The organism is Mesorhizobium sp. B2-1-3A, from assembly GCF_006442655.1.
Taxonomy (GTDB): Bacteria; Pseudomonadota; Alphaproteobacteria; order Rhizobiales; family Rhizobiaceae; genus Mesorhizobium.
In genome coordinates, this window is record NZ_VFWK01000004.1 from 718,838 (window position 1) to 739,432 (window position 20,595).

At 62.4% G+C, this 20,595-nt stretch carries 22 protein-coding genes and 1 tRNA gene; 8 read left to right on the plus strand and 15 right to left on the minus strand.

All coding sequences use genetic code 11. The annotated features are described in order from the left end of the window. Positions 1 to 41: 41 nt before the first annotated feature. From FJ977_RS19335 to moaA, 4 genes are all read right to left on the minus strand, one after another. Positions 42 to 962: a DMT family transporter gene (locus FJ977_RS19335; protein ID WP_140773801.1), complete on the minus strand. Its 921-nt coding sequence runs from the start codon at positions 960 to 962 to the stop codon at positions 42 to 44. A 182-nt stretch (positions 963 to 1,144) separates the two neighbouring features. Further along, complete coding sequence (locus FJ977_RS19340; protein WP_140773802.1) at positions 1,145 to 1,504, minus strand: hypothetical protein; 360 nt, start codon at positions 1,502 to 1,504, stop codon at positions 1,145 to 1,147. Between the two features lie 120 nt (positions 1,505 to 1,624). Further along, entirely contained in the window at positions 1,625 to 2,098 is a 474-nt protein-coding gene (locus FJ977_RS19345; protein ID WP_140773803.1) for a hypothetical protein, read from the minus strand. Positions 2,099 to 2,153: 55 nt separating this feature from the next. Further along, positions 2,154 to 3,149: a GTP 3',8-cyclase MoaA gene (gene moaA / locus FJ977_RS19350; protein WP_140773804.1), complete on the minus strand. Its 996-nt coding sequence runs from the start codon at positions 3,147 to 3,149 to the stop codon at positions 2,154 to 2,156. A gap of 195 nt (positions 3,150 to 3,344) precedes the next feature. Between moaA and FJ977_RS19355 the strand changes: the two genes are divergently transcribed. Continuing rightward, positions 3,345 to 3,698, plus strand: a complete 354-nt coding sequence (locus tag FJ977_RS19355; RefSeq protein ID WP_140773805.1) for a DUF971 domain-containing protein — start codon at positions 3,345 to 3,347, stop codon at positions 3,696 to 3,698. A 62-nt stretch (positions 3,699 to 3,760) separates the two neighbouring features. Then, the gene (locus tag FJ977_RS19360) at positions 3,761 to 4,372 is read left to right on the plus strand and encodes a pyridoxamine 5'-phosphate oxidase family protein (protein WP_140773806.1); all 612 of its coding nucleotides are present in this window, start codon (positions 3,761 to 3,763) and stop codon (positions 4,370 to 4,372) included. A gap of 12 nt (positions 4,373 to 4,384) precedes the next feature. On the opposite strand, the gene FJ977_RS19365 is transcribed toward FJ977_RS19360, so the two are convergent. Continuing rightward, the gene (locus FJ977_RS19365) at positions 4,385 to 4,837 is read right to left on the minus strand and encodes a MarR family transcriptional regulator (RefSeq protein WP_019858112.1); all 453 of its coding nucleotides are present in this window, start codon (positions 4,835 to 4,837) and stop codon (positions 4,385 to 4,387) included. Positions 4,838 to 4,884: 47 nt separating this feature from the next. Between FJ977_RS19365 and FJ977_RS19370 the strand changes: the two genes are divergently transcribed. After that, positions 4,885 to 5,796, plus strand: coding sequence for an alpha/beta hydrolase (locus FJ977_RS19370; protein ID WP_140773807.1), 912 nt, complete (start codon positions 4,885 to 4,887; stop codon positions 5,794 to 5,796). 69 nt (positions 5,797 to 5,865) lie between these two features. Here the strand turns inward: FJ977_RS19370 and FJ977_RS19375 are convergent, their stop codons facing one another. Further along, positions 5,866 to 6,258, minus strand: a complete 393-nt coding sequence (locus FJ977_RS19375) for a rhodanese-like domain-containing protein (protein WP_140773808.1) — start codon at positions 6,256 to 6,258, stop codon at positions 5,866 to 5,868. Between the two features lie 59 nt (positions 6,259 to 6,317). Then, complete coding sequence (locus FJ977_RS19380; RefSeq protein ID WP_140773809.1) at positions 6,318 to 6,932, minus strand: TetR/AcrR family transcriptional regulator; 615 nt, start codon at positions 6,930 to 6,932, stop codon at positions 6,318 to 6,320. Positions 6,933 to 7,031: 99 nt separating this feature from the next. Here FJ977_RS19380 and FJ977_RS19385 point away from each other — a divergent pair, with 99 nt between their 5' ends. Both FJ977_RS19385 and FJ977_RS19390 read left to right on the plus strand, forming a co-directional pair. After that, the gene (locus FJ977_RS19385; protein ID WP_140773810.1) at positions 7,032 to 7,778 is read left to right on the plus strand and encodes a 3-oxoacyl-ACP reductase family protein; all 747 of its coding nucleotides are present in this window, start codon (positions 7,032 to 7,034) and stop codon (positions 7,776 to 7,778) included. A gap of 210 nt (positions 7,779 to 7,988) precedes the next feature. After that, positions 7,989 to 9,872: a murein L,D-transpeptidase gene (locus FJ977_RS19390; RefSeq protein ID WP_140773811.1), complete on the plus strand. Its 1,884-nt coding sequence runs from the start codon at positions 7,989 to 7,991 to the stop codon at positions 9,870 to 9,872. Between the two features lie 4 nt (positions 9,873 to 9,876). Here the strand turns inward: FJ977_RS19390 and FJ977_RS19395 are convergent, their stop codons facing one another. From FJ977_RS19395 to FJ977_RS19415, 5 genes are all read right to left on the minus strand, one after another. Then, a complete protein-coding gene (locus tag FJ977_RS19395; protein ID WP_181179959.1) occupies positions 9,877 to 10,359 on the minus strand; it encodes a hypothetical protein in 483 nt (160 codons plus the stop codon). A 112-nt stretch (positions 10,360 to 10,471) separates the two neighbouring features. Then, positions 10,472 to 11,212, minus strand: a complete 741-nt coding sequence (locus FJ977_RS19400; protein ID WP_246683194.1) for a lysozyme inhibitor LprI family protein — start codon at positions 11,210 to 11,212, stop codon at positions 10,472 to 10,474. Between the two features lie 158 nt (positions 11,213 to 11,370). Further along, entirely contained in the window at positions 11,371 to 11,628 is a 258-nt protein-coding gene (locus FJ977_RS19405; RefSeq protein ID WP_140773813.1) for a PepSY domain-containing protein, read from the minus strand. A 149-nt stretch (positions 11,629 to 11,777) separates the two neighbouring features. Then, a tRNA-Val gene (locus tag FJ977_RS19410) sits at positions 11,778 to 11,852 on the minus strand. A 138-nt stretch (positions 11,853 to 11,990) separates the two neighbouring features. Next, positions 11,991 to 12,674 carry a phosphoglycolate phosphatase gene (locus FJ977_RS19415; protein WP_140773814.1) on the minus strand — a complete coding sequence of 228 codons (684 nt, stop codon included), beginning with the start codon at positions 12,672 to 12,674 and terminating at the stop codon, positions 11,991 to 11,993. Between the two features lie 209 nt (positions 12,675 to 12,883). Between FJ977_RS19415 and rpiA the strand changes: the two genes are divergently transcribed. From rpiA to gor, 3 genes are all read left to right on the plus strand, one after another. Then, positions 12,884 to 13,615, plus strand: a complete 732-nt coding sequence (gene rpiA, locus FJ977_RS19420; RefSeq protein ID WP_140773815.1) for a ribose-5-phosphate isomerase RpiA — start codon at positions 12,884 to 12,886, stop codon at positions 13,613 to 13,615. Further along, on the plus strand, positions 13,602 to 14,222 hold the full coding sequence (locus FJ977_RS19425) for a DUF2059 domain-containing protein (protein ID WP_140773816.1): 621 nt from the start codon (positions 13,602 to 13,604) through the stop codon (positions 14,220 to 14,222). Before rpiA ends, FJ977_RS19425 begins: the two co-directional genes overlap by 14 nt. A gap of 120 nt (positions 14,223 to 14,342) precedes the next feature. Then, positions 14,343 to 15,731 (plus strand): glutathione-disulfide reductase, encoded by a 1,389-nt coding sequence (gene gor, locus FJ977_RS19430; RefSeq protein WP_140773817.1) that lies wholly within the window; start codon positions 14,343 to 14,345, stop codon positions 15,729 to 15,731. A 157-nt stretch (positions 15,732 to 15,888) separates the two neighbouring features. On the opposite strand, the gene mgtE is transcribed toward gor, so the two are convergent. The 3 genes from mgtE to FJ977_RS19445 form a co-directional block, all read right to left on the minus strand. After that, the gene (mgtE, locus tag FJ977_RS19435) at positions 15,889 to 17,253 is read right to left on the minus strand and encodes a magnesium transporter (RefSeq protein ID WP_140773818.1); all 1,365 of its coding nucleotides are present in this window, start codon (positions 17,251 to 17,253) and stop codon (positions 15,889 to 15,891) included. Positions 17,254 to 17,524: 271 nt separating this feature from the next. Further along, the gene (locus FJ977_RS19440) at positions 17,525 to 19,417 is read right to left on the minus strand and encodes an ABC transporter ATP-binding protein/permease (RefSeq protein ID WP_181179983.1); all 1,893 of its coding nucleotides are present in this window, start codon (positions 19,415 to 19,417) and stop codon (positions 17,525 to 17,527) included. Between the two features lie 491 nt (positions 19,418 to 19,908). Beyond that, a complete protein-coding gene (locus FJ977_RS19445) occupies positions 19,909 to 20,589 on the minus strand; it encodes a DsbA family protein (protein WP_140773820.1) in 681 nt (226 codons plus the stop codon). Between the last annotated feature and the right edge of the window lie 6 nt (positions 20,590 to 20,595).

Here is a 20,595-nt window from a genome sequence, read left to right on the forward strand (position 1 = left end):
CCTCTACGCCAGCCGCCGGAAATCGCAAGCAGCTTCAAGGGCTAGATTCCGTCCGGCGCCATGGCCGGCCCGGTGCTTTCGGCGACGATTCTTCGCCGGCCGACCAGCCGTTCACGGTAAAGCGTATAGAGACCCGAGCCGACGACTATCGCCGCACCGACGATCATCGGCATGTCCGGGAAATCGCCGAAGACGATCAAGCCAAGCAATATGGACCAGAGGAGCGCGGTGTAACGGAATGGCGCGACGAAGGAGATCTCGCCCGAGCGCATCGCCATGATGATGAACTGATAGCCGACGAGCACGAGCACCGCAGCCAGCGCCAGCAGTGTCGTGCTCTTGCCGGTCATCGGCGTCCAGCCACCCATCGGCGACAACAGCACCGCGCCGACGACGGTCATTGCCAGCGCGGTGGCGGTCGAGACCAGCATTGTCGGTATGGCTTGGGGGATACGCTTGGTGGCGAGATCACGCACGGTGCAGCATGCAACGCTGACCAGTGCCACAAGGGAATAGATGCTGAAGCCGTCGAAGCCCGGCCGCACGATGATCAGCACGCCGGCAAAACCGATGGCGATCGCCATCCAGCGTCGCCAGCCGACTGGTTCGCCGAAAAACACCGCGGCCCCCATCGTCACCGCCAGCGGCAGCGCCTGAAGAACCGCCGAGACGCTGCCGATCGGCAAATGGGCCAGCGCCACGAGGAATGACACGGTGGCACCCGCTTCGCCCAGGACTCGGATTGCCACCAATGGCTGCAGCATCAGGCGCGGCTGCCAAAGCGCGCCACGTTGCCAGGCCAGCAGGCCGACGAAGAGCGAGGCAAAAGCCCCCCTGATCAGCATGACCTGCGCCATGTTCATCGATTGCGAAGAGTATTTGGTGATGGCGTCGTTGAGCGTGAAGCCAACCATCGCCACCATCATGAACAACGCGCCGCGAAGATTTGGAGAAAGGGGCAAGAGATCTACCGATTGCCTGAGCAAGCAAGCCTGTAACAGCCCGCCGCGAAACAGCAATGGCAAAGGGCTGTGCCAGAACAGGGAGAATCCGTCGGCGCCGGGTAAAATCACATCCCGGCTTCGTCACGGATCGTATCGGGAGGCGGCTTCGCCTCCCGGAAACCGACCAGCCTGGACGATGCCTATTTCTTCGGCGTCAGCACTTCGGTGCCGTTGCCTTCCTTGCCGGCGATCGTCCACAGGCCATGCAGCGAGCCGTCCTCCTCGACCTTGTAGACAACGAGGCCGATATCCTTGTCCATGACATAGCCGGCGGAGAATGCGTCGTCATTGCGCATGCAGATGCCGTCCGAGGAGGAGCCGCCCGTCTCCCAGTGGATCGTGCAGGTGGTTCCGCTGGTCAGCGTGATGGTGGCTTCGCCGCCATAGGCCGAGCCATCGAAGTTGGTGCCGGCCACGGTGTAAGTGCCGCCGATCGACTGCGCTGCCGCGGGCAGTGCCGTGAAGCCAAGCAATGCAAGAGAAAGAATGAGTTTGCGCATGACGTTTTCCCCCTGTCAGCGAAGAGCCGCTTTCAGGCGAAAAGCTAGGCCGGAACAAGCTGGCCGTAAATCCGGCGGTGGTCGCGAACGAGACTTTTTCTGGGGTGTGATCCGAAATACTCACTGTCCCTCGAGGCTGCCGGCAATGGCGCCAACGAGCGGGTCGTATTTCGACTTAAGGGCCGGCGGGTAATCGATCCAGACCGTGCGAATGACACCATCCCTGCCGAACAGGCGCCGCTCGTAAAAAATCTTTCCGTCCTTCATCCCCGACAGCACCGCCCAGTCCTTTCCGGTCTTGCTGTAGGTGACGGCATAGCCGGGTTCCTTGCTCGCCTTTTCTTCCGCGACAAAGCCCTTCGGCGTGTCGTCGTCGACATTGAGGATGCCGGAGCAGGTCAGGCTGGCGCCATCCGCGCTCAGCCATACCTGTCCGTCGCCATTTTCGGGCTCGGGCTGACGATCGGTGAAGATCTCGTCGGGAAAGATGCAGACGGTGCCGAAGCGCTCGTTCACATAGGTGAAGGGCTTGGCGATTGCGCCGCTTGCCGCAATCGCCGCGAAAGTCGCAATCACTGAAAAAAGCCGCCGCATCTACCTTCCCAAAGCCAATGACCGGGAGCAATCCTTGCACAGATCGGCGGGAAGGTCAGCCGCCGGTGACGCTCATATGCCGGGACACGGACGGGCGGCTGGTGCGGCGGTCGATGATGAAATCGTGGCCTTTCGGCTTGCGGCCGATGGCTTCGTCGATCGCGTCGGCGACAAATTCGTTGCCTTCGGACGCCCGCAAGGGCGCGCGCAGATCGGCGGCATCCTCCTGGCCGAGGCACATGTAGAGCGTGCCGGTGCAGGTCAGCCTAACCCGGTTGCAGCTTTCGCAGAAATTATGCGTCATCGGCGTGATGAAGCCGAGCTTTCCGCCGGTCTCGGCGACGTGGACGTAGCGGGCCGGGCCGCCGGTCTTGAAGGGAATGTCGGTCAGCGTGAACTGTCGCTCCAGCGAAGCGCGCAGCAGCGATAGCGGCAGGTACTGATCAGTGCGGTCGGCGTCGATCTCGCCCATCGGCATGGTTTCGATGACGGTCAGGTCCATGCCGCGGCCGTGCGCCCAGCGCATCATGTCGGGCAATTCGGCGTCGTTGAAGTCCTTCAGCGCCACGGCGTTGAGCTTGACCTTCAGCCCGGCCGCCTGAGCGGCATCGATGCCTTGCATGACCTTGTCGAGATGGCCCCAGCGGGTGATCTGGTGGAATTTGTCGGCGTCGAGCGTATCGAGCGAGACGTTGATGCGCTTGACGCCGCAATCGGCGAGCTCGGCGGCGAAGCGCGACAGCTGCGAGCCATTGGTGGTCAGCGTCAGTTCTTCCAGCGCGCCGCTGTCGAGGTGGCGCGAGAGCTGGCGCACCAGATGCATGATGTTCTTGCGCACCAGGGGCTCGCCGCCGGTGAGGCGCAGCCGTTTGACGCCCTTCTCGATAAAGACGGTGCAGAGCCGGTCCAGCTCTTCCAGCGACAACAGGTCCTTCTTCGGCAGGAAGGCCATGTCTTCGGCCATGCAATAGGTGCAACGGAAATCGCAGCGGTCGGTCACCGACACTCTGAGATAGCTGATCGTGCGACCGAAGGGGTCGATCATGTTCATGTTCGAGCGTTTCCGTGGCCCTTATCGGCGTCGTTATATACAGCTATGTGATACGATCCAGCCCGCCATTCAAGATACCGCGTCTCGATCTTTGGTAACATCCCGGAGCCGACACGGTGTGTCGGTCGTCTATCAGGACTTTTCCCCTTTCGCGAAGCGGCGTAGGGAAGGGCAATCGATACGGGATGAAACTGCATGACCGCGCCAAAAGAACTCAGGGTCTCCAAGGACCGCAAGCTGCTGTCGGTCACCTTTCCCAATCACCAGCCATTCGAATTGCCGGCGGAGCTGTTGCGCGTTGCCTCGCCATCGGCCGAGGTACAGGGGCATTCCCCGGAGCAGCGGGTGACGGTTCCCGGCAAGCGCAACGTGGCTATCCTGAAGATCGAACCGGTCGGCAACTATGCGGTGCGCATCACCTTCGATGATTTCCACGACACGGGTATTTTCACCTGGAACTACCTGCATACGCTCGGCCATGAGAGGGATGAGCGCTGGAATGCCTATCTTGCCGAGCTTGCGGAAAAAGGGCTGAGCCGGGATCGCTGAGCTGGCGTCGTAAAGGCGTCACACATCTGGAGTAGCGCCGGCAAAGGTTCGGAGACGAAACGATGTCGCTCATCACCACGGTCGAACAGCTCGAAGCGCTCTATGGCTTTCCCGGCGAAGCCTCGCTGGTCAAGGAACTCGACCACGTCATTCCCGAATACGCAGCCTTCATCGAGGCTTCGCCCTTTGTTGCGCTTGCCACCAGCGGCCCGGAGGGGCTGGACTGTTCGCCGCGCGGCGATCTCGCCGGCTTCGTGCGCATCGTTGATCCGAAGACACTGATGATGCCGGACCGGCGCGGCAACAACCGCGCCGATTCGCTGAAAAACATCATCAGGGATCCTCGCGTCGGACTGCTGTTCCTGGTGCCGGGCTCCGGTACGACGTTGCGCATCAACGGCCGCGCGCACCTCACCACGGATGCCGCCCTTTGCGCGTCGTTCATAGTCGACGGCAAGGCGGCGCGTTCGGTGACCGTCATCGAAGTCGATTCGGTCTATTTCCAGTGCGCCCGCGCCATCGTGCGGTCGGAACTTTGGAATCCGGCGAAACATGTCGACCCGAAATCACTGCCGACGCCAGGAAAAATCCTGGAAATCACCAGCCGCAAGAACATCGACGGTGAAACCTATGACAAGGAATGGCCGGAGCGGGCGAAGAAGACGATGTGGTGACTGACCGGGCCGTCAGGCTTCCTTCAGCACCTCGTAGATCTTGCGCATCTGTTCGCCGATCATGTCGCATTGTTCCGGCGTCGACTGGCTCATCGCCTTTTCGATCAGAGCCATATGCACTTTCAGCGCCTGCATCAGCAGCGCCTCGCCGGCCTCGGTCAGGGCCAGCCGCAGGATGCGCTTATCTTTCTCGTCGCCTTCGCGGCGCAGCAGGCCGCGCGTCTCCAGCTGCGGCAACAGCATGGTGATGTTGGAGCGGCCGACGAGCAGCTTGCGGGCAAGGTCGTGCTGCGACATGCCGGGATGGCGGTAGAGGTTCATCAACACGTCGAGCTGCGCCGGTTTGAGATCCAGCGGCGCGAGCTTCACCGCCAGCGTGCGCTCCAGCACATGGCAGGCGCGCGCCACCGCGACCCAGTTGCGAAAACGCGGGTTGTCCCAGGGCAGCTCTTGTTTATTGTTCATCTTTGAACTATTATGTTCATGCTTGAACGTATGGATGGATTCTCACTATGGCATCATTCGGGCTGAAGGTCATCCGAGGTGTGTTTGGTGCGGCCGAACATATTGCGCCGCGCATCACCGGGCGTGCGGCCTTCGAATTGTTCTGCCGTACGCCGAGCGCCAGGGCGCTGACCGACGGTGAGCGCCGCGCCATCGGCCGCGCCGCCGAATTCATGACCGAGGCGCGCCATCATCGACTGAAGACGGCGACCGGCTGCGTGGTGGTGCATGAATTCCGGCCGGAGCCGGGCAGGGCGGCTCCCGGCACCGTACTTGTCGTTCATGGCTGGCGTTCGCGCACCGAATACATGCGCGCATTGATCGAAGGCTATCGCGCCGCTGGCTACAGGGTCGTTTCGCTGGACCTGCCGGGCCACGGCCATTCGCAGGGCCGGCACCTGAACATGGTCAACGCGGTTGACGCTGTGCGGGTTGCTGGCGAATGGTTCGGTCCGTTCGTGGCGGCGGTGGGGCATTCCTTCGGCGGCGCCGTCGCCGCCAATGCCATCGCCGGCTCGGTCAAAAACGTTCCGCCGCTGACAGCCGGGCGTCTTGTGCTGATCGCGGCGCCAAGCTCCTTGCCGGCGATCTTTGCCGACTTCAGCCGCATGCTCAATGTCGGTCCCCGCTCGCAGGTTGCCATGGCGGACCGTGTCGAACACCTGTCCGGCCGGCCGCTGCACGAATTCACCGGCGACCGCCAGCTCGCACAGGCGCCCGTGCCGACGCTTATCATCCACGCGCCCGATGACCGCGAGGTGCCGGCTGAGCATGCGAGACGCTATGCCGGCGCCGGCGGTCATGTACGGGTGCACTGGGCCGACGGGCTCGGCCACCGCCGCATTCTTGCGGACAAGGGTGTTGTCGAACGCGCCGTTGCCTTCGTCGCGGGGAACCACGAGCCGTCATTACTGCATTGAGCCGCGGTCCTCGTTCCATGCATGTTGTTGTCTCGAAACCGGGACCGCTTTTGAGCGACATGCATTGGGCTACTTCTTCTCGCCGGGCTCGACCGGCAGTCCGGCCGCCTTCCAGGCGGTGTAGCCGCCAAGGATGTGCTTGACCGGCGTCAATCCCATGTCCTGCGCGGTCTTGGTGGCGAGCGCCGAGCGCCAGCCGCCGGCACAAAAGAAGACAAAGCTCTTTCCCGAGGCGAAAAACGGCTTGTGATAAGGGCTTTCGGGATCGATCCAGAATTCCAGCATGCCACGGGTGACATGTTTGGCGCCGGGTATTCTCCCGTCACGTTCGACCTCGCGAGGGTCGCGCAGGTCGACGAAGATCGTGCCCTCATCTTCGAGCAATCCCGCCGCTTCTTCAGGCGAAACCACTTCGATCTCGGCATTGGCCTCGTCCAGCAGTTCGCGATAACCCTTTTTCACCGTCGTCCCTCCCGGCCTTGCTGGCAGGTCTGAATTTCGAGCACACCAGCCTGCGTTTGTCACGCTGCCTCGGTTGCGGCCATCGTCTTCCACGCCGCCATCGCCCCGGCCACGGTCGCCAGCAGGGCGGCGCGCGATGCACCATCCCGCGCCTGGATCGACATGCCGTGCTGAACCGTGGCAAAGAAAGTCGCCACGGCACGACAGTCGAATTTCGCCGGCAATTCGCCCTCGGCCACGCCGCGCTCGAGGCGCTTGCGCAAGGCTGTGAGGTTTCCGGCGCGACGCCGGCGCAAATCCGCGCAGATGGCGCCGCTGCTTGAGTCTTCGTGCAGTGCACCCAGTGCAATCAGGCAGCCCTGCGGGCGATCGGTCCGCGAATAAGCCTTGGCTGTCTGCCGCAGGAAGTTCTCGATCGCCTTGCATGCCGTCGATGCCTGGTCCAACGCGGCCCAGATCTCTGTTCCTTCGGCTTGCGTGTAATATTCGGTCGCTTCGAGGAACAGCGCCTCCTTGCTGCCAAAGGCGGCATAGAGGCTGGGCGAATTGATGCCCATCGCAGCGGTCAGTTCGGCAATCGAAGTGCCCTCGTAGCCTTTGGCCCAAAAGAGCTCCATCGCGCGCCGCAGGGCCGCAGTTCGATCGAAGGTACGGGGACGGCCTCTTTCCGACATGGCGCCTTTTCTGTGTTGATCGATACATAAATCAGTTGACGCAACCGGGCAAGGCTGCCAGACATTTATGTATTGATCGATACAAAAATGGAGAAACAGATGTCTTCCAGCAATTTGAACGGCAAGGCCGCCCTCGTCACGGGTGGCAGTCGCGGCATCGGGGCGGCGATTGCACGGCGCCTGGCCGCCGATGGCGCGGCTGTCGCACTGACTTATGTGCATGGCGAGGAGCAGGCTCTCTCCGTTGTTGCCGATATAGAGGCCAAGGGCGGCCGTGCATTTGCGATCAGGGCCGACAACCGGGATGCGGCGGCGATAGACAGAGCCGTCGATCAGGCCGTTGGCGCCTTCGGCCGGCTCGACATCCTGGTCAACAGTGCCGGCATCTGGCGAACGGCACCCATCGATACGCTGTCGCTTGCCGATTTCGACGAGACCATGTCGGTCAATCTGAGAGCCCCGTTCATCGCCTCGAAAGCCGCGGCGGCTCATATGGGCAAGGGCGGTCGGATCATCTCGATCGGCAGCAATCTCGCCGAACGCGTCACCGACACCAGCCTTGGCGCCTATTCCGCCAGCAAGGCGGCACTGGTCGGGTTGACCAAGGCCCTGGCGCGCGACCTCGGTCCGCGCGGCATCACCGCCAATGTCGTCCATCCCGGCTCGACCGACACCGACATGAACCCGGCGGACGGACCGCATGCCGAGCACCAGCGCCAGAAGATGGCTACGCCGCGATTCGGCAAGGCCGACGACATCGCCGGCATGGTCGCGTGGCTTGCCGGACCTGAGGGGCGTTTCGTGACCGGCGCCGCATTGACCATCGATGGTGGTGCCAACGCCTGAATTTTGCGGAGTTCCCAGGCGGGAGCGGGAACACCCGCGCTCCCGCCGTCACGATGTTGTGAAACCGTTCTGCAACAGGCTTTCCGAAATTTATGAAAGCTTAACGAAATCGGTATGAATCGGTATAGTCGCGCCTTACATCCGCCATGCGGTGAGCGAGACGGTCTAGCGTGCGGAACGGGAACCGGTTGCGACCGGAGCGGGTGATTCATGAAATTCCTCGGAAACAAAGCAACCGCGATGCCGCTGATGGCGATCGCGGCAACGCTCGCCCTGGGCGCGCCTCAAGCCGGTGCGCAAGGGCTTTTCGACATGCTGTTCGGCGGTGGTGTCAGGCATGAGCCACAAGGCGAATTTCCGCCTCCACCAAAGCACAAACCCAAGCCGAAAGTCCCGGCTGGCGGCGGTGGCGTAAAGATCAGCAGCCCGTCCTATTACACCTACAAGGCCGACAGGCTGGTGCGCGTCGACTTCTCGACGCTGTCGGCGGCGCCGCAACCGGCAACGCCGCAGGACGCGGCGTTCGTTCCGTCCGCCACTGGTGCTGCTTTCCACGACGCCATTGCCGGTCTCAGCGACTACGAGCTCTATGCCGAGCCCGACATCGCCAAGGCACTGATTGCCTACTATTCGGCCAATCCGGACTTCATCTGGGTGAGCGGAGCCAGCCTCAACAACCGCGCCCAGGATGCGGTTCGGGTGCTTGGCGAGGCCGCGAGCTATGGCTTGACGCCAGCCGATTATACGGTCGACGTGCCGGCCGTGAATTCGGCCTCGTCGGACGACGCAGCCAAGTTGAAGGAATTGGTGCGCTTCGAAATGTCGCTTTCGGCGCGCGTCTTGCGCTACGCCCATGATGCCCAGAGCGGCCGTGTCGAGCCCAACAGGATGACCGGCTATTATGATTTCCCGGCCAAGCCGCTCGACATGGTCGGCGTACTGAAGACGCTCGCGCATACGCAGGAAGTGCGCACTTACCTCGAATCGCGGCATCCGCAGAATGCGGAATATCAGGCGCTGCGCGTCGAGTTGGAATCCTTGCAGGCAAGTGCCGAGAACGAGATCGTCGTCGATCCCAAGCTGCTGCTGAAGCCGGGGCAGACCAGCGCCGAACTGCCGAAGCTGCTGTCGCTGATCGCGCGCAATCTCGATGACGACATGGGCGGCACCTATGGCGAGCTCCTGTCGCGGCTGGCGACCAGCGAGGTCTACGTTCCCGAACTGGTGCCGCTGATCAAGGCGGTGCAGGTGAAGGAAGGCATGAAGGGCGACGGCGTCATCGGTCCGCGCACCGTCGCCTTGCTGGCCGGTACGTCGAAGGCCGACAGGCTGCTCAAGGTGCAGGTGGCGCTGGAGGAACTGCGCTGGCTGCCTTCCGATCTCGGCAGCCCGCGTGTCTTCATCAACCAGCCCGCATTCACCGCCAGCTACATCGACAATGGCGAGGAAAAGCTGAAGATGCGCGCCGTCGTCGGTCGGGTCACCAACCAGACGGCGTTCTTCTACGACCAGATCAAGCAGGTCGATTTCCATCCCTATTGGGGCGTGCCGCAGTCGATCATCGTCAACGAGATGCTGCCCAGATTGCGCAGTGATCCCGGCTATCTCGACCGGGCCGGCTACGAGGTGACGGACTCGCGCGGCAAGCGCATTCCGTCGTCGGCGGTCAATTGGGGCGCCTATGGCGCCAACATTCCCTACAGCGTGCGCCAGCAGCCGAGCGAGGCCAATGCCCTGGGCGAACTGAAGATCCTGTTCCCCAACAAGCACGCGATCTACATGCACGACACGCCGCAGAAATCGTTCTTCAAACAGGACATGCGCGCGCTCAGCCATGGCTGCGTGCGCCTGCAGGACCCGCGCGGCATGGCGGCCGCTGTGCTTGGCACCTCGGTCGACTATGTGGCCGAGAAGCTGAAGCACGGACACTCGACCGAGGATGTGACGCGCAAGATCCCGGTCTATGTCGCCTATTTCACCGCATGGCCCGACATGTCCGGCAAGGTCGAGTATTTCAACGATGTCTACGATCGCGATTCGCGGCTGAAGCAGGCCCTGGACGCGACCGAGGCGGTGCGTTCGCCGTCCAGCTGATCGTTCAGAACTGCGACAACGGGCGGCGGAAGCCGGCTTCCCGCCCGGCGATCAGCCAGTAGATCAAGCCGGCGACAAGGCCGGCTGCGGCGATGATGCCGATGTCGGCCCATCGCTCCGGATCCATGTCCTCCGCCGAACTCGGCCAGATCAGGAAGAAGCCGCCGGCGGCGGCAGCGGCGCCGAAGACCATGTGCATCAGGACATTGCGCAACGAGAAGAACTCCGCGATCAGCGCGAAGATCAGCGTCTGCAACGCGGTCACCACAATCGTCAGGAAATAGATGAACATGCCAAGTGGCGGCACCACTAGGGCGGCGATCGGCGTAACGCCCATCACGTCGAAATACGCCGGCGCATTGGGCAAGGAACTCAGCGCGGCGTAGATCGCCACCACGGCGAACAGGCCGACCAGTATCGCGACGAGATAGCCGGCAAGCATCATCAGGATGCGCTTCATCACGTGCTTCGCCGTCGCCATGCCCATCCCCCCATACGGCGCAGTCAACCGGTTCAGTCAGCCATCAAAGACGATCCGGCGCAAGGGCAGGCGCCTTTGCCGGCATGCCAAGGCTTTCCTCATACACCAAGCATGCCGATCAGGCGCCGCCACAAAGATGCTCGGAGTCCGGCAAGGCCCAGGAACCTTTCGCAACCAGATCGATCGAATAATAGACCCGGCCGCGGTCGTCGTCCTTGGGGCAGTCCCTGGGAATCGCGATCAGGCACATCACGACGGGTTCGCCGACCTTCGAGGTAGCGAGGCCAGGCTCGCGATCATAGGAGACGGCCCCGCCGCCATTGGTGAATGTCGCGGCGCTGCCCGCGTCGGGGCTGGCTGTTTCCAACGGATCGTCGCCGAGCCGCGTGGTCAGCGTCTTGATGTGCGTGGACGCGCATTGCCCGACCGCGGAGGGCAGGGGCTGATCCTTGTTGCCGGGGTTGCGCGACGCGACGTCCAGCGCCTTCTTGCCGACCAGAGCGATGTTGTAATCCTGCACCCATGATGGCGCGTTGCCGTAAGTCTGCAAGGCATTGTTGAGTGCGCTGACAATGCAGGCAGTGTCGCTCTTGCAAGCATTGCGGTCGGCGATCAGCCCGCGGGCGATCTTGCGCTTGTCGCCGCCGAATGCCGGCTCGAATCCCTTGTAGGCCTTGGCGACCAGCAGATCGATGGCCGACAGCTGCGGGTCGGCGCAGATCGCCTTCTCCGCCGGCAGGCTCGCCTTGGCACAGTCGAAGGACGGCCCGTCGGCCCGCGCCGAGGGCGCGGCAAGAATGCTGCCGGCCAGCATGATGGCGAGGACGAGCAAGACATCGGTTCGAACGGAAAATCGCATGACTGCCCCCAAGCAAACAGCATTGCCCAAGGCGCTGCCCGCGCCCTGGCGTGCATATCACACTCCAAGGATGGACAATTTGCGGCACTCCGATTGGCCATGAGGGCGAGCGGAGAAAACGGCAGGCCCGTCGAATGGAGAGTGTCTGCCGACGGCTCCTACTTAGGCTCAGCGGTCACCGGATCGTAGGTGATTTCGACCTTCGCCTTGTCTGACGTATAATAGGTGACGGTGTAGGCACCATTGTCCCAGTCGACTTCCTTCACATAGCGGAAGCCGTCGCGCTGCTCGACCTTGGCGATGATCTCCGAAAGCTTCTTGGCGTTGGGCGGCGGCAGCGGCTTGTCATCCGCGGCCAGAGCCGGCCCGGCGGCGAGAAGAACGGCAACGCTGGTCACCACGAGAAATCTGGACATGGTTTTCCCTCAAGTTTCGACGCAAGGAAACTCGCGGGGGTCTCGGTTGGTTCCAGATGGGATGCAATGCTTGGCAGGCCGCGCTCGCGGGTTGCAATTCGCCAGAGCGTCGAAGCAGGGCTGAGACTGAAAAACCATTCCGGGAAAAATGGTGGGCGATGCAGGGATTGAACCTGCGACCCCACCCGTGTGAAGGGTGTGCTCTCCCGCTGAGCTAATCGCCCGCTCGTTGCCCGAAGGCCAAGCGAGCCGCGATATAAGGGAGGCCAACCGGTTAAGTCAAGGCGGTGTCTGGCATTCTCACAGCGATCGGATTCTTCACCCTTTCGGGTCTGTTCCGACAGGATGCCGGTCGCTGCCCGTTAATGTCCAGCGGCGCTGATCAGCCTTTCCGCCAGATCCACGGTCAGCGCGTCGAAATGCGAAATTATCGCCGAGGGCTCGAATTCGCGGACGTGGCGGTCGGTGTAGCCGAAATCGACGGCCACCACAGGAATGCCGGCGGCCTTGGCGGTGTCGATGTCGGTTTGCGAATCGCCGACCATCAAGGCGCGGTGGGGATCGCCGCCGGCCAGCCGGATGGTTTCGGTCAGGTGACGCGGATCGGGCTTGCGGAAGGCGAATGTGTCCTGTCCGGCGATTGCCGCGAAATGGCTGGTCAGGCCGAGCGCTTCGATCAGCGCCAGCGAGTTGGCCTCGTACTTGTTGGTGCAGATGGCCAGGAGATAGCCCGCCTTCTCGAAGCGTGCGATCGCCTCGATGACACCAGGGTAGGGGCGGGACTTGCCGGGAATGTTGTCGGTATAGTGATCGAGGAACAGTTTCAGCAGCCGGTCATGCTCGGTGACATCGAGCGAACGCTGCTGCGCGGCGTGCGCCCGCTCTATCATCACGCGGCCGCCATGGCCGACGAAACGCTTGAAGCCGGCCTCGTCGACGGCGGCGAGTTCGCTGGCGGCCAGGCTGTGGTTGAGGCTGTCGAGCAGGTCCGGCGCTGTATCGATCAGCGTACCGTCGAGGTCGAACACGATTGTCGGGCGAATCATTGTCTGTCCCACGCAGGTTTGTACAGCTGGCAGGCGATAAAGGCTGGCGCGCGTCAAGGCAAGCAGGGCGGTGGTATGGCCGCCAGGGGCTTTGACCGGACCGGCAAAAATGCTAGGAGCCCAAAACACTAAAGCGCGTCGCATGTGGTTCCCAAAAACCGAGGTTACTTTTGGGCGACATGCATCAGGTTTCGGGGCGGCAAAGCAGCATGGATGCGAGGCAATTGAAGGTCGAGGCCGCGCGGGCGGCTCTTGCCCATGTCAGCGATGGCATGCGGCTCGGGATCGGCACCGGCACCACTGCCGAAGAATTCGTCCGGCTGCTCGCCGACAAGGTCGCGACGGGCATGACCGTCATCGGTGTCCCGACGTCGGAGCGCACCGCTGCATTGTGCCGCGAGCTTGGCGTGCCGCTGTCGACATTGGAGGAAACGCCCGAGCTTGACCTCACCATCGATGGCGCCGACGAGGTCGACCCGGAACTGACCCTGATCAAGGGCGGCGGTGGCGCGCTGCTGCGCGAGAAGATCGTGGCCGCGGCCTCGCAGCGCATGATCGTCATCGCCGACCGGTCGAAGATGGTCGAGACGCTCGGCCGGTTTCCGCTGCCGATCGAAGTCAACCAATTCGGCCTGCGCGCCACCGAGATCGCGGTAGCGGCGGCGGCTGCAAATCTCGGCCTTTCCGGTCCGATTACATTGAGGATGACGGGAGGCCAGGCTTTTGTTACAGACGGCGGCCATTTTATCCTCGATGCATCTTTTGGCCGCATTCCGGATACAAGAGCGCTTTCGAATGCTCTCCACGCCATTCCGGGCGTGGTCGAGCATGGTCTTTTCATCGGGCTGGCGTCAGCGGCCATCATCGCCGGTGGCGACGGCATCCAAACCGTCCATGCCGCCCGAAAACCAGGGAGTTCTACCGATCATGATGTTGCATAACCGGGTTCGCGGCCTTTGCGTCGTTCTGGCGGCCTCGGCCGTTTTCGCCTTCTCCTCGCCGGCGTTTTCGCAGGACGTCACCGAGTCGCACCTGAAGGCCGCCCGGGCGGCGGTCGCGGCGATCCATGCGACCGACCCGTTCGACAACATCCTGCCGCAGGCGGCGGCCGCGCTCGAATCGCAGCTCATCCAGAAGAACCCGGACATGCAGGAGTTGATCGGCAAGACCATCAACGAGAAGGCGCTGGCGATGGCCTCGCGCCGCGCCGATCTCGAGAAGGAAGCGGCCCTTGCCTACGCGAAGGTGTTTTCCGAAAAAGATCTCAACGACATCGCGGCCTTCTATGGCTCCGAGGCCGGCAAGAAGCTGCTCGACAACGGTCCGGCCGTGACGCGTGATTTGGTCAAGGCAGCCGACATCTGGCAGAACGGCCTTGCCCGCGATCTCGCCCAGCAGGTCGGCGAAACGCTGGCCGCGGCCGCCAAGGCCAAGGCGCCGGCTGCGCCGGCACCCGCTGATGGGGCTGCTCCTGCGGATGGCGCTGCTCCGGCGGATGGCGCCGCGCCCGCCGATGGTTCGGCTCCCGCCGACGGCACGCAGAACTGATCCTGCGTTTTCAAATACGGCCTTGCGGCCATCTGTGAAGCCCGGCTTGTCCGGGCTTTTCTTTTGGCCTTTGGCGGCCTACCTGTCACTCACATTTTCCGACGTTCAAGGAGCTGCCTCATGGCCGGTTATGATTACGATCTCTTCGTCATCGGCGGCGGCTCCGGTGGGGTAAGGGCGGCGCGCGTTGCGGCGGCACTCGGCAAGCGCGTCGGCATTGCCGAGGAATACCGCTTCGGCGGCACCTGCGTCATCAGGGGCTGCGTGCCGAAGAAGCTCTATGTCTACGCCTCGCAATTTCCGGAGCATTTTGCCGACGCGGCCGGCTATGGCTGGACGGTGCCGGAGGCCAGTTTCAACTGGCAGGCACTGGTCGCCAACAAGGATCGCGAGATCAGCCGGCTGGAGGCGATCTACAAGAAGAATGTCGAGGGCGCCGGCGGCGAGACCTTTCATTCGCGGGCGATGATCGTCGATCCGCACGTGATCCATCTTCTGGGCGAGGACCGCACCGTCACCGCCGACCAGATCCTGATCGCCACCGGTGGCCGTCCAGCGGCGCATCCGGCGCTGCCCGGCCACGAACACTGCATCTTCTCCAATGAGGCTTTCGATCTCAAGGCGTTGCCGAAGGCGATCATGATCGAAGGCGGCGGCTACATCGCTGTCGAATTCGCCAACATCTTCCACGGCCTCGGCGTCGACACGACCCTGGTCTATCGCGGCAAGGAGATACTCAGCCGCTTCGACATGGATCTGCGTCACACCCTGCACGAGACGATGGAAAAGAAGGGGATAAAAATACTCTGCCATTCGGTGACCGAACGGGTGCACAAGCGGCCGGATGGCCGGCTCGACGCCCTCCTGACCAGCGGCAAGACGCTGACGGTGGACCAGGTCATGCTGGCTATCGGGCGCATCCCCAACACCGAGAATATGGGGCTGGAAGGCGTCGGCATCGAGATGACCTCGACCGGCGCGATCAAGGTCGACGATTATTCCCGCACCAACATCGACAATATCTGGGCGATCGGCGACGTCACCAACCGCGTGCAGCTGACGCCGGTGGCGATCCATGAAGCGATGTGCTTCGTGGAGACGGCCTTCAAGAGCAACCCGACCGCGCCCGACCACGAAACGATCGCGACCGCCGTCTTCTCGCAACCGGAAATCGGTACGGTGGGCTTGTCGGAAGACGAGGCCGTCAAGCGTTTCGCGGATATCGAGGTCTATCGCGCCAGCTTCCGGCCGATGCGGCATACGCTGTCGGGCCGCGACGAAAAGATGCTGATGAAGCTGGTGGTCGACGGCACTTCCCGCAAGGTGCTTGGTGCCCACATTCTGGGGCCGGATGCGGGCGAGATGGCGCAACTGCTCGGCATTCCGCTGAAGGCCGGCCTGACCAAGGATGATTTCGACCGCACAATGGCCGTGCACCCGACCGCGGCGGAAGAGCTTGTCACCATGTACAAGCCGACCTACCGCGTGAAGGACGGCCAGCGCGTCTGACTTCGCCTGCCGGCAGCGCCCGCCCAAGGGAGCAATCAATGCCCGTAACCACTAGGCATTGGACCTGACGGTGGCGGCACTAACGAACGCAGCAATTGCCAGCGCCTTCCCCGATGAACTGCGCGACGCCGGCCAGCGGCGGAGATAACTGGCGCGGCTACAGCAGGGTGCCGCGCAGGATGACGAGCGCCACCGAGAAATAGATCACCAGTCCGGTGACATCGACCAGCGTCGCGACAAATGGCGCCGATGCGCTGGCGGGATCAAACCCGATCCGTTTCAGGGCGAACGGCAGCATCGACCCCGAGAGGGAACCAAAGGTAACGATGCCGACCAGTGTCGTCCCGACCGTCGCTGCAATCAGCGGCCAGTGCGGGCCGTAATCGTAGAAACCGAAATACTGCCACAGCGTGATGCGGCAGACACCGACAACGCCAAGGATCGACCCCAGCACGAGTCCGGTCGGCAGTTCGCGCAGCGCAACCCGCCACCAGTCGCCGAGGCCGATTTCGCGTAGTGCCAGCGCGCGGATGACCAGCGAGGTCGCCTGCGAGCCGGAATTGCCGCCGGAACTCATGATCAGCGGGATGAAAAGGGTGAGCACGATCGCCTTCTCCAACTCGCTCTCGTAGCTCTGCATGGCGTTGGCGGTGAGCATTTCGCTGAGGAACAGGGCGCAGAGCCAGCCGGCCCGCTTCTGGATCATGGCGAGGAAGCTCATCTTCATGTAGGGCTCGTCGAGCGCCTCCATGCCGCCGAAGCGGTGCACGTCCTCGGTCGTCTCCTCGATCATCGTATCGATGATGTCGTCGATGGTGACGATGCCGAGAATCTTGCCATGGTCGACAACCGGGACGGCAAGCAGATCGTATTTGGAGATCGTCTGCGCCAGGTTTTCGCGATCGGTCAGCGGTGTGACCGTGACCGGCATGCGGTCCGGCGCCACCGAAAGGATCGGATCGTCCGGCTCACCGGTGATGAGCCGGCGCAAGCCCGTCGACCGCACCAGGAGGTGCGTCTGCGGATCGACAATGTAGATCGCGTAGACGGTTTCGCGCGTCCGCTCGACCTTGCGTATGTAGTCGAGCGTGCGCCCGACGGTCCAGTCCGAGGGAACGCTGACGAACTCCGTCGTCATGATCGATGCGGCGCTACCTTCGGGATAGCCCAGAATGGAAAGCAAGGTCGCGCGCAATGGCGGCGCCAGCGCACCGAGCAGTTCGGAGCGTGCCGGCTCATCGAGCTCGCGCAGGATGTCGGCCGCGCGGTCGACGGACATGGCGGTGAGCAGCTTGCTTGCCTTGGGGCGGGGCAGGGCCTCCGCGAGTTCGGGCGCACCCTCGAGTTCAGGCTGATCGAAAATCTCGACCAGACGCTCGAAGGGTACGGCGCAAAGCAGATCCGTCGCGGTTTCGCGCGATTCATGGTTGAGCGCCTCGACCACGTCGGCGACATGGTCGTTTGCAAGGATGCGGGCGATGGCGACGGCCTCGTCGTCCGCTACAGGGAAGAAATCGTTCATGGCTCACTCCTTGCCGTCCGGCAGGACATGAACCATTCAGGTCACGTCTAGGCGGACGGCGGTTGCGTTCGACTAATACTGTCGCCAGGCATGGCGCGGTGACCTTTCTGCTTGCGGGTTCGCGTTTGACTATCAGCAAGCCGGCGCAACATAGGAGCGCGCCTTGCCGTGTCAATCGTGGTGACGATGGAAAACGGTGCGTGATGGCTTCGATCGCGACACTGTGATCGCCGACTGCCGTTTTGTCCGGCAAGTCGAAGTGAACGCATCGTTATTTCTGTTTCAGCCGGCGCGAGAAACGCAGCCATTTGTCTTCGACCGGCCGTGGCTGGGCCAGGATCGTGGTGAGTTCGACGGGCAGGGTCGGAGCCAGCGGCTTCTTGGTGGCGACACCATCGGCGATCAAGACGATCGAGTGGTAGAACTCGGTACCGGCAGCCGATCTGGGCGCTACCGCCTCATGCATGACGCTGATCACAGTGACATCCGGACAATTGTCCTTGATCGCCTGATGGAAGGCAATCTTGCCCTCCGGGTCGAGCGCGCCGGTCGCCTCGTCGAGGAACAGGAGGCCCGGCTGCTGCAGGATGATGCGAGCCACCACCAGCTTCTGTTTCTGACCGCCCGACAGGACCTGATCCCAGCTTTTGCCCTCGCGGTTTTCATTGGCCATGTGTTCGATGAAGTCACCAAGGCCAGCCTTGTGCAGCGCCGACGCGACCTGAGCATCGCCATGGTCGTGTTCGGAGCCCGGCAGGCAGACCAACTGTTTCAGCGACACCTGCTGCAGCTTGACCTCCTGGGCGGCATAAAAACTCTTTACCCCGTCAGGGAAGACGATGGTGCCGCGGCCATAGGGCCAGAGGCCGTTGATCGCCTTTATCAGCGAGGTCTTGCCGCAGCCGGATTCGCCTTTCAGGAAGGTCCACTCGCCGCGCCGGAAGCGCAGGTTCGCGGCGCTGAGGAACGGTGTCGCATCCTCGCCCTGATGCGCCAATTCGAGTTTCTGGATGGTCAGGCCGAAAACCGGGTTCTGGCTGGCATAGTGGAAGTCGGAGCGGCCGGTCTGGCTGTAGAATTCCTGCGGGTGCTGGACGTTTTCGATCGCATTCGCCAGTTCGGTGACACGCTGGCTGTTGGCGCGCAGCGTGGCGATTGCCGGCATGACATGGATGAACCAGGAACATTGGCCAATCAGCGAATTGACCAGTTCGGAGCCGGTTATATAGCCCTTTAGATCGAGGCCGTTATGAATGAACGGCACCAAGCCTGGCCCGTAGGCGACGATGCGGGCGCCGATGAAATTGTAGATCAGCTCGAACGACATATAGACGGTGTTGACAATGTTCAGCCGCGACCAGGTTCCGTCGATATCAACGTAGAGCCGGCGATGCATTGACTTCTGCACACCTTCACCATGCGATGCCGCGACATGAAAACTGCGGCGCAGGAAGGTGGTCAGTTCGCCGCGATAGCTACCTTCGGCTTGCTGCATCCGCACATTGAGGCGTTCCAGCAGGCTGCCGAGCTTGACCGCGATCCATGTGTTCAACGGCACGTAAGTGGCGACCGCCAGGAAGGCCAGGATGGCGCTGCCGTAGCTGCCGAGGAATTCCAGTCCCTTCACCTCGACGGAGGTTTCGAGCAGCTTCTGACCGACGAAATAAAGCGAGGTGGCGACGCCAAGCACGCCCATGGCGAGGCCTATGGCGCCGCCCGTCATATCCTTGATCGATTCCTGCACGCGCTGGTCGATGTTGTCGGGAGCGGAGGCGCCGCCGCCGGTCGAAGCATGCTGGGCATGGAAATGCGTATGGTTGCCGTCCAGCAGCGCCTCGTTGAAACGGCTGTCCAGCCAGCCGCGCCATTTGCGGTGCAAGGTCACAGAGACAAGATTGCGGATGCCGGTGAAGCCGGCGTCCTTGAGCACGACCAGCAAAACAAGAATACCTGCATTGACCAGCAGTGTGCGAAGCGGCGTGGTGTTGGCGGCGTCGTGGAAGAAGGCGATCGAGTTGACCAACTCACCAGAAGCTTCGGCGAACCAGACGCCCGCCTTGCTGGACAGCGCGGTAAGCAGCGCGATTACCAGCGTCAGCGTCCAGGCTTCTTTCCACCGATCCGACAACCAGTAGGCCCGCATGAGCCCCCAGAAACTGCGCATCGAGGATACCGGCGTCAAATGCGACCGCTCCGCGCCGCCGCTGTGTAGTCCATCCGGTACTGACTCCTGCGATCGTCTGCCGATCCGAATCACGATCCCGCCCAAACCTTTTTTGTTTTGTTACGGATGGTAACACCAATTGATCATTTTCCATTAATTTTTGTAGAGGGACGGCGGGATAAAGGTGCCAGCCGTGTCGGCAAGGCAACAGAACGGGCTTCCCATGCGTCGCGGGCAAGCCCGCCGAAAGGCGATTTAATACAGTGATATCATTCGTTTACCGGGCCCGATAACAGGACACACATACCTTCCCTTGGGGAAGGTATTCACACGATTTCGTGACCCATTTTGGCTTGTTCGGTCGACCGATTTTTCATTGCGGCTAACGAAAATTCTGGAAAACAGGCCGTCATAATGTGTCAACGGCCCTGTCCCAAAGGCCGAGCAATGACCTCAAAAAGTCTTTGCGGCAGGCGAAGGAATGACAGGCGTCAGCCGACCGTGTCCAGTTCGCCGCGCGCCTTGGCCGCCGCCACCTGGCGGATGGCATCGGCCAGCGTGTCGACGTCTTGCGCACCCATCACGGCATATTTGCCTTCAAGCAGAAAACACGGCACGCCTGATATGCCCATGCGCGATGCCGTGGCGATCTCGGTGCGCACCGCCTCGACATCGGCGTCAGTCGGCAAGAGCGTCGCCACCACGGATGCGTCCATGCCGGCCTCGCGGGCGGCTTCGACCAACACGGCATGGTCGCCGATGTTGACGCCCTCCTCGAAATTCAGCTGGAACAGGCGGCGGACCAGCCTGTTCTGCACGGCTTCGCCAGCGGCGCCAGCCCACCGGATCAGGCGGTGCGCATCCAGCGTGTTTGGCGCCACCTTGATGGCATCGAAGGCAAAGGAAATGCCCTCGGCGTCGCCAAGCGGTTCGATGCGGGCATGGATCTCGCGGATGCGCTCGTCGCTGCCGAACTTGGCCAGCATATACTCCCGGCGGTCCTTGCCCTGCGGCGGAATGGTCGGATCGAGCTGGAACGGCCGCCAGCGTATGTGCACATCTACATCGCCGGCCGCGGCAACCGCCTTGTCAAGCCGCTTCTGGCCGATGAAGCACCACGGACAGACGACGTCCGACACCACGTCAACGGTTATGGCGTTCGCTTCGCTCATCTCGAT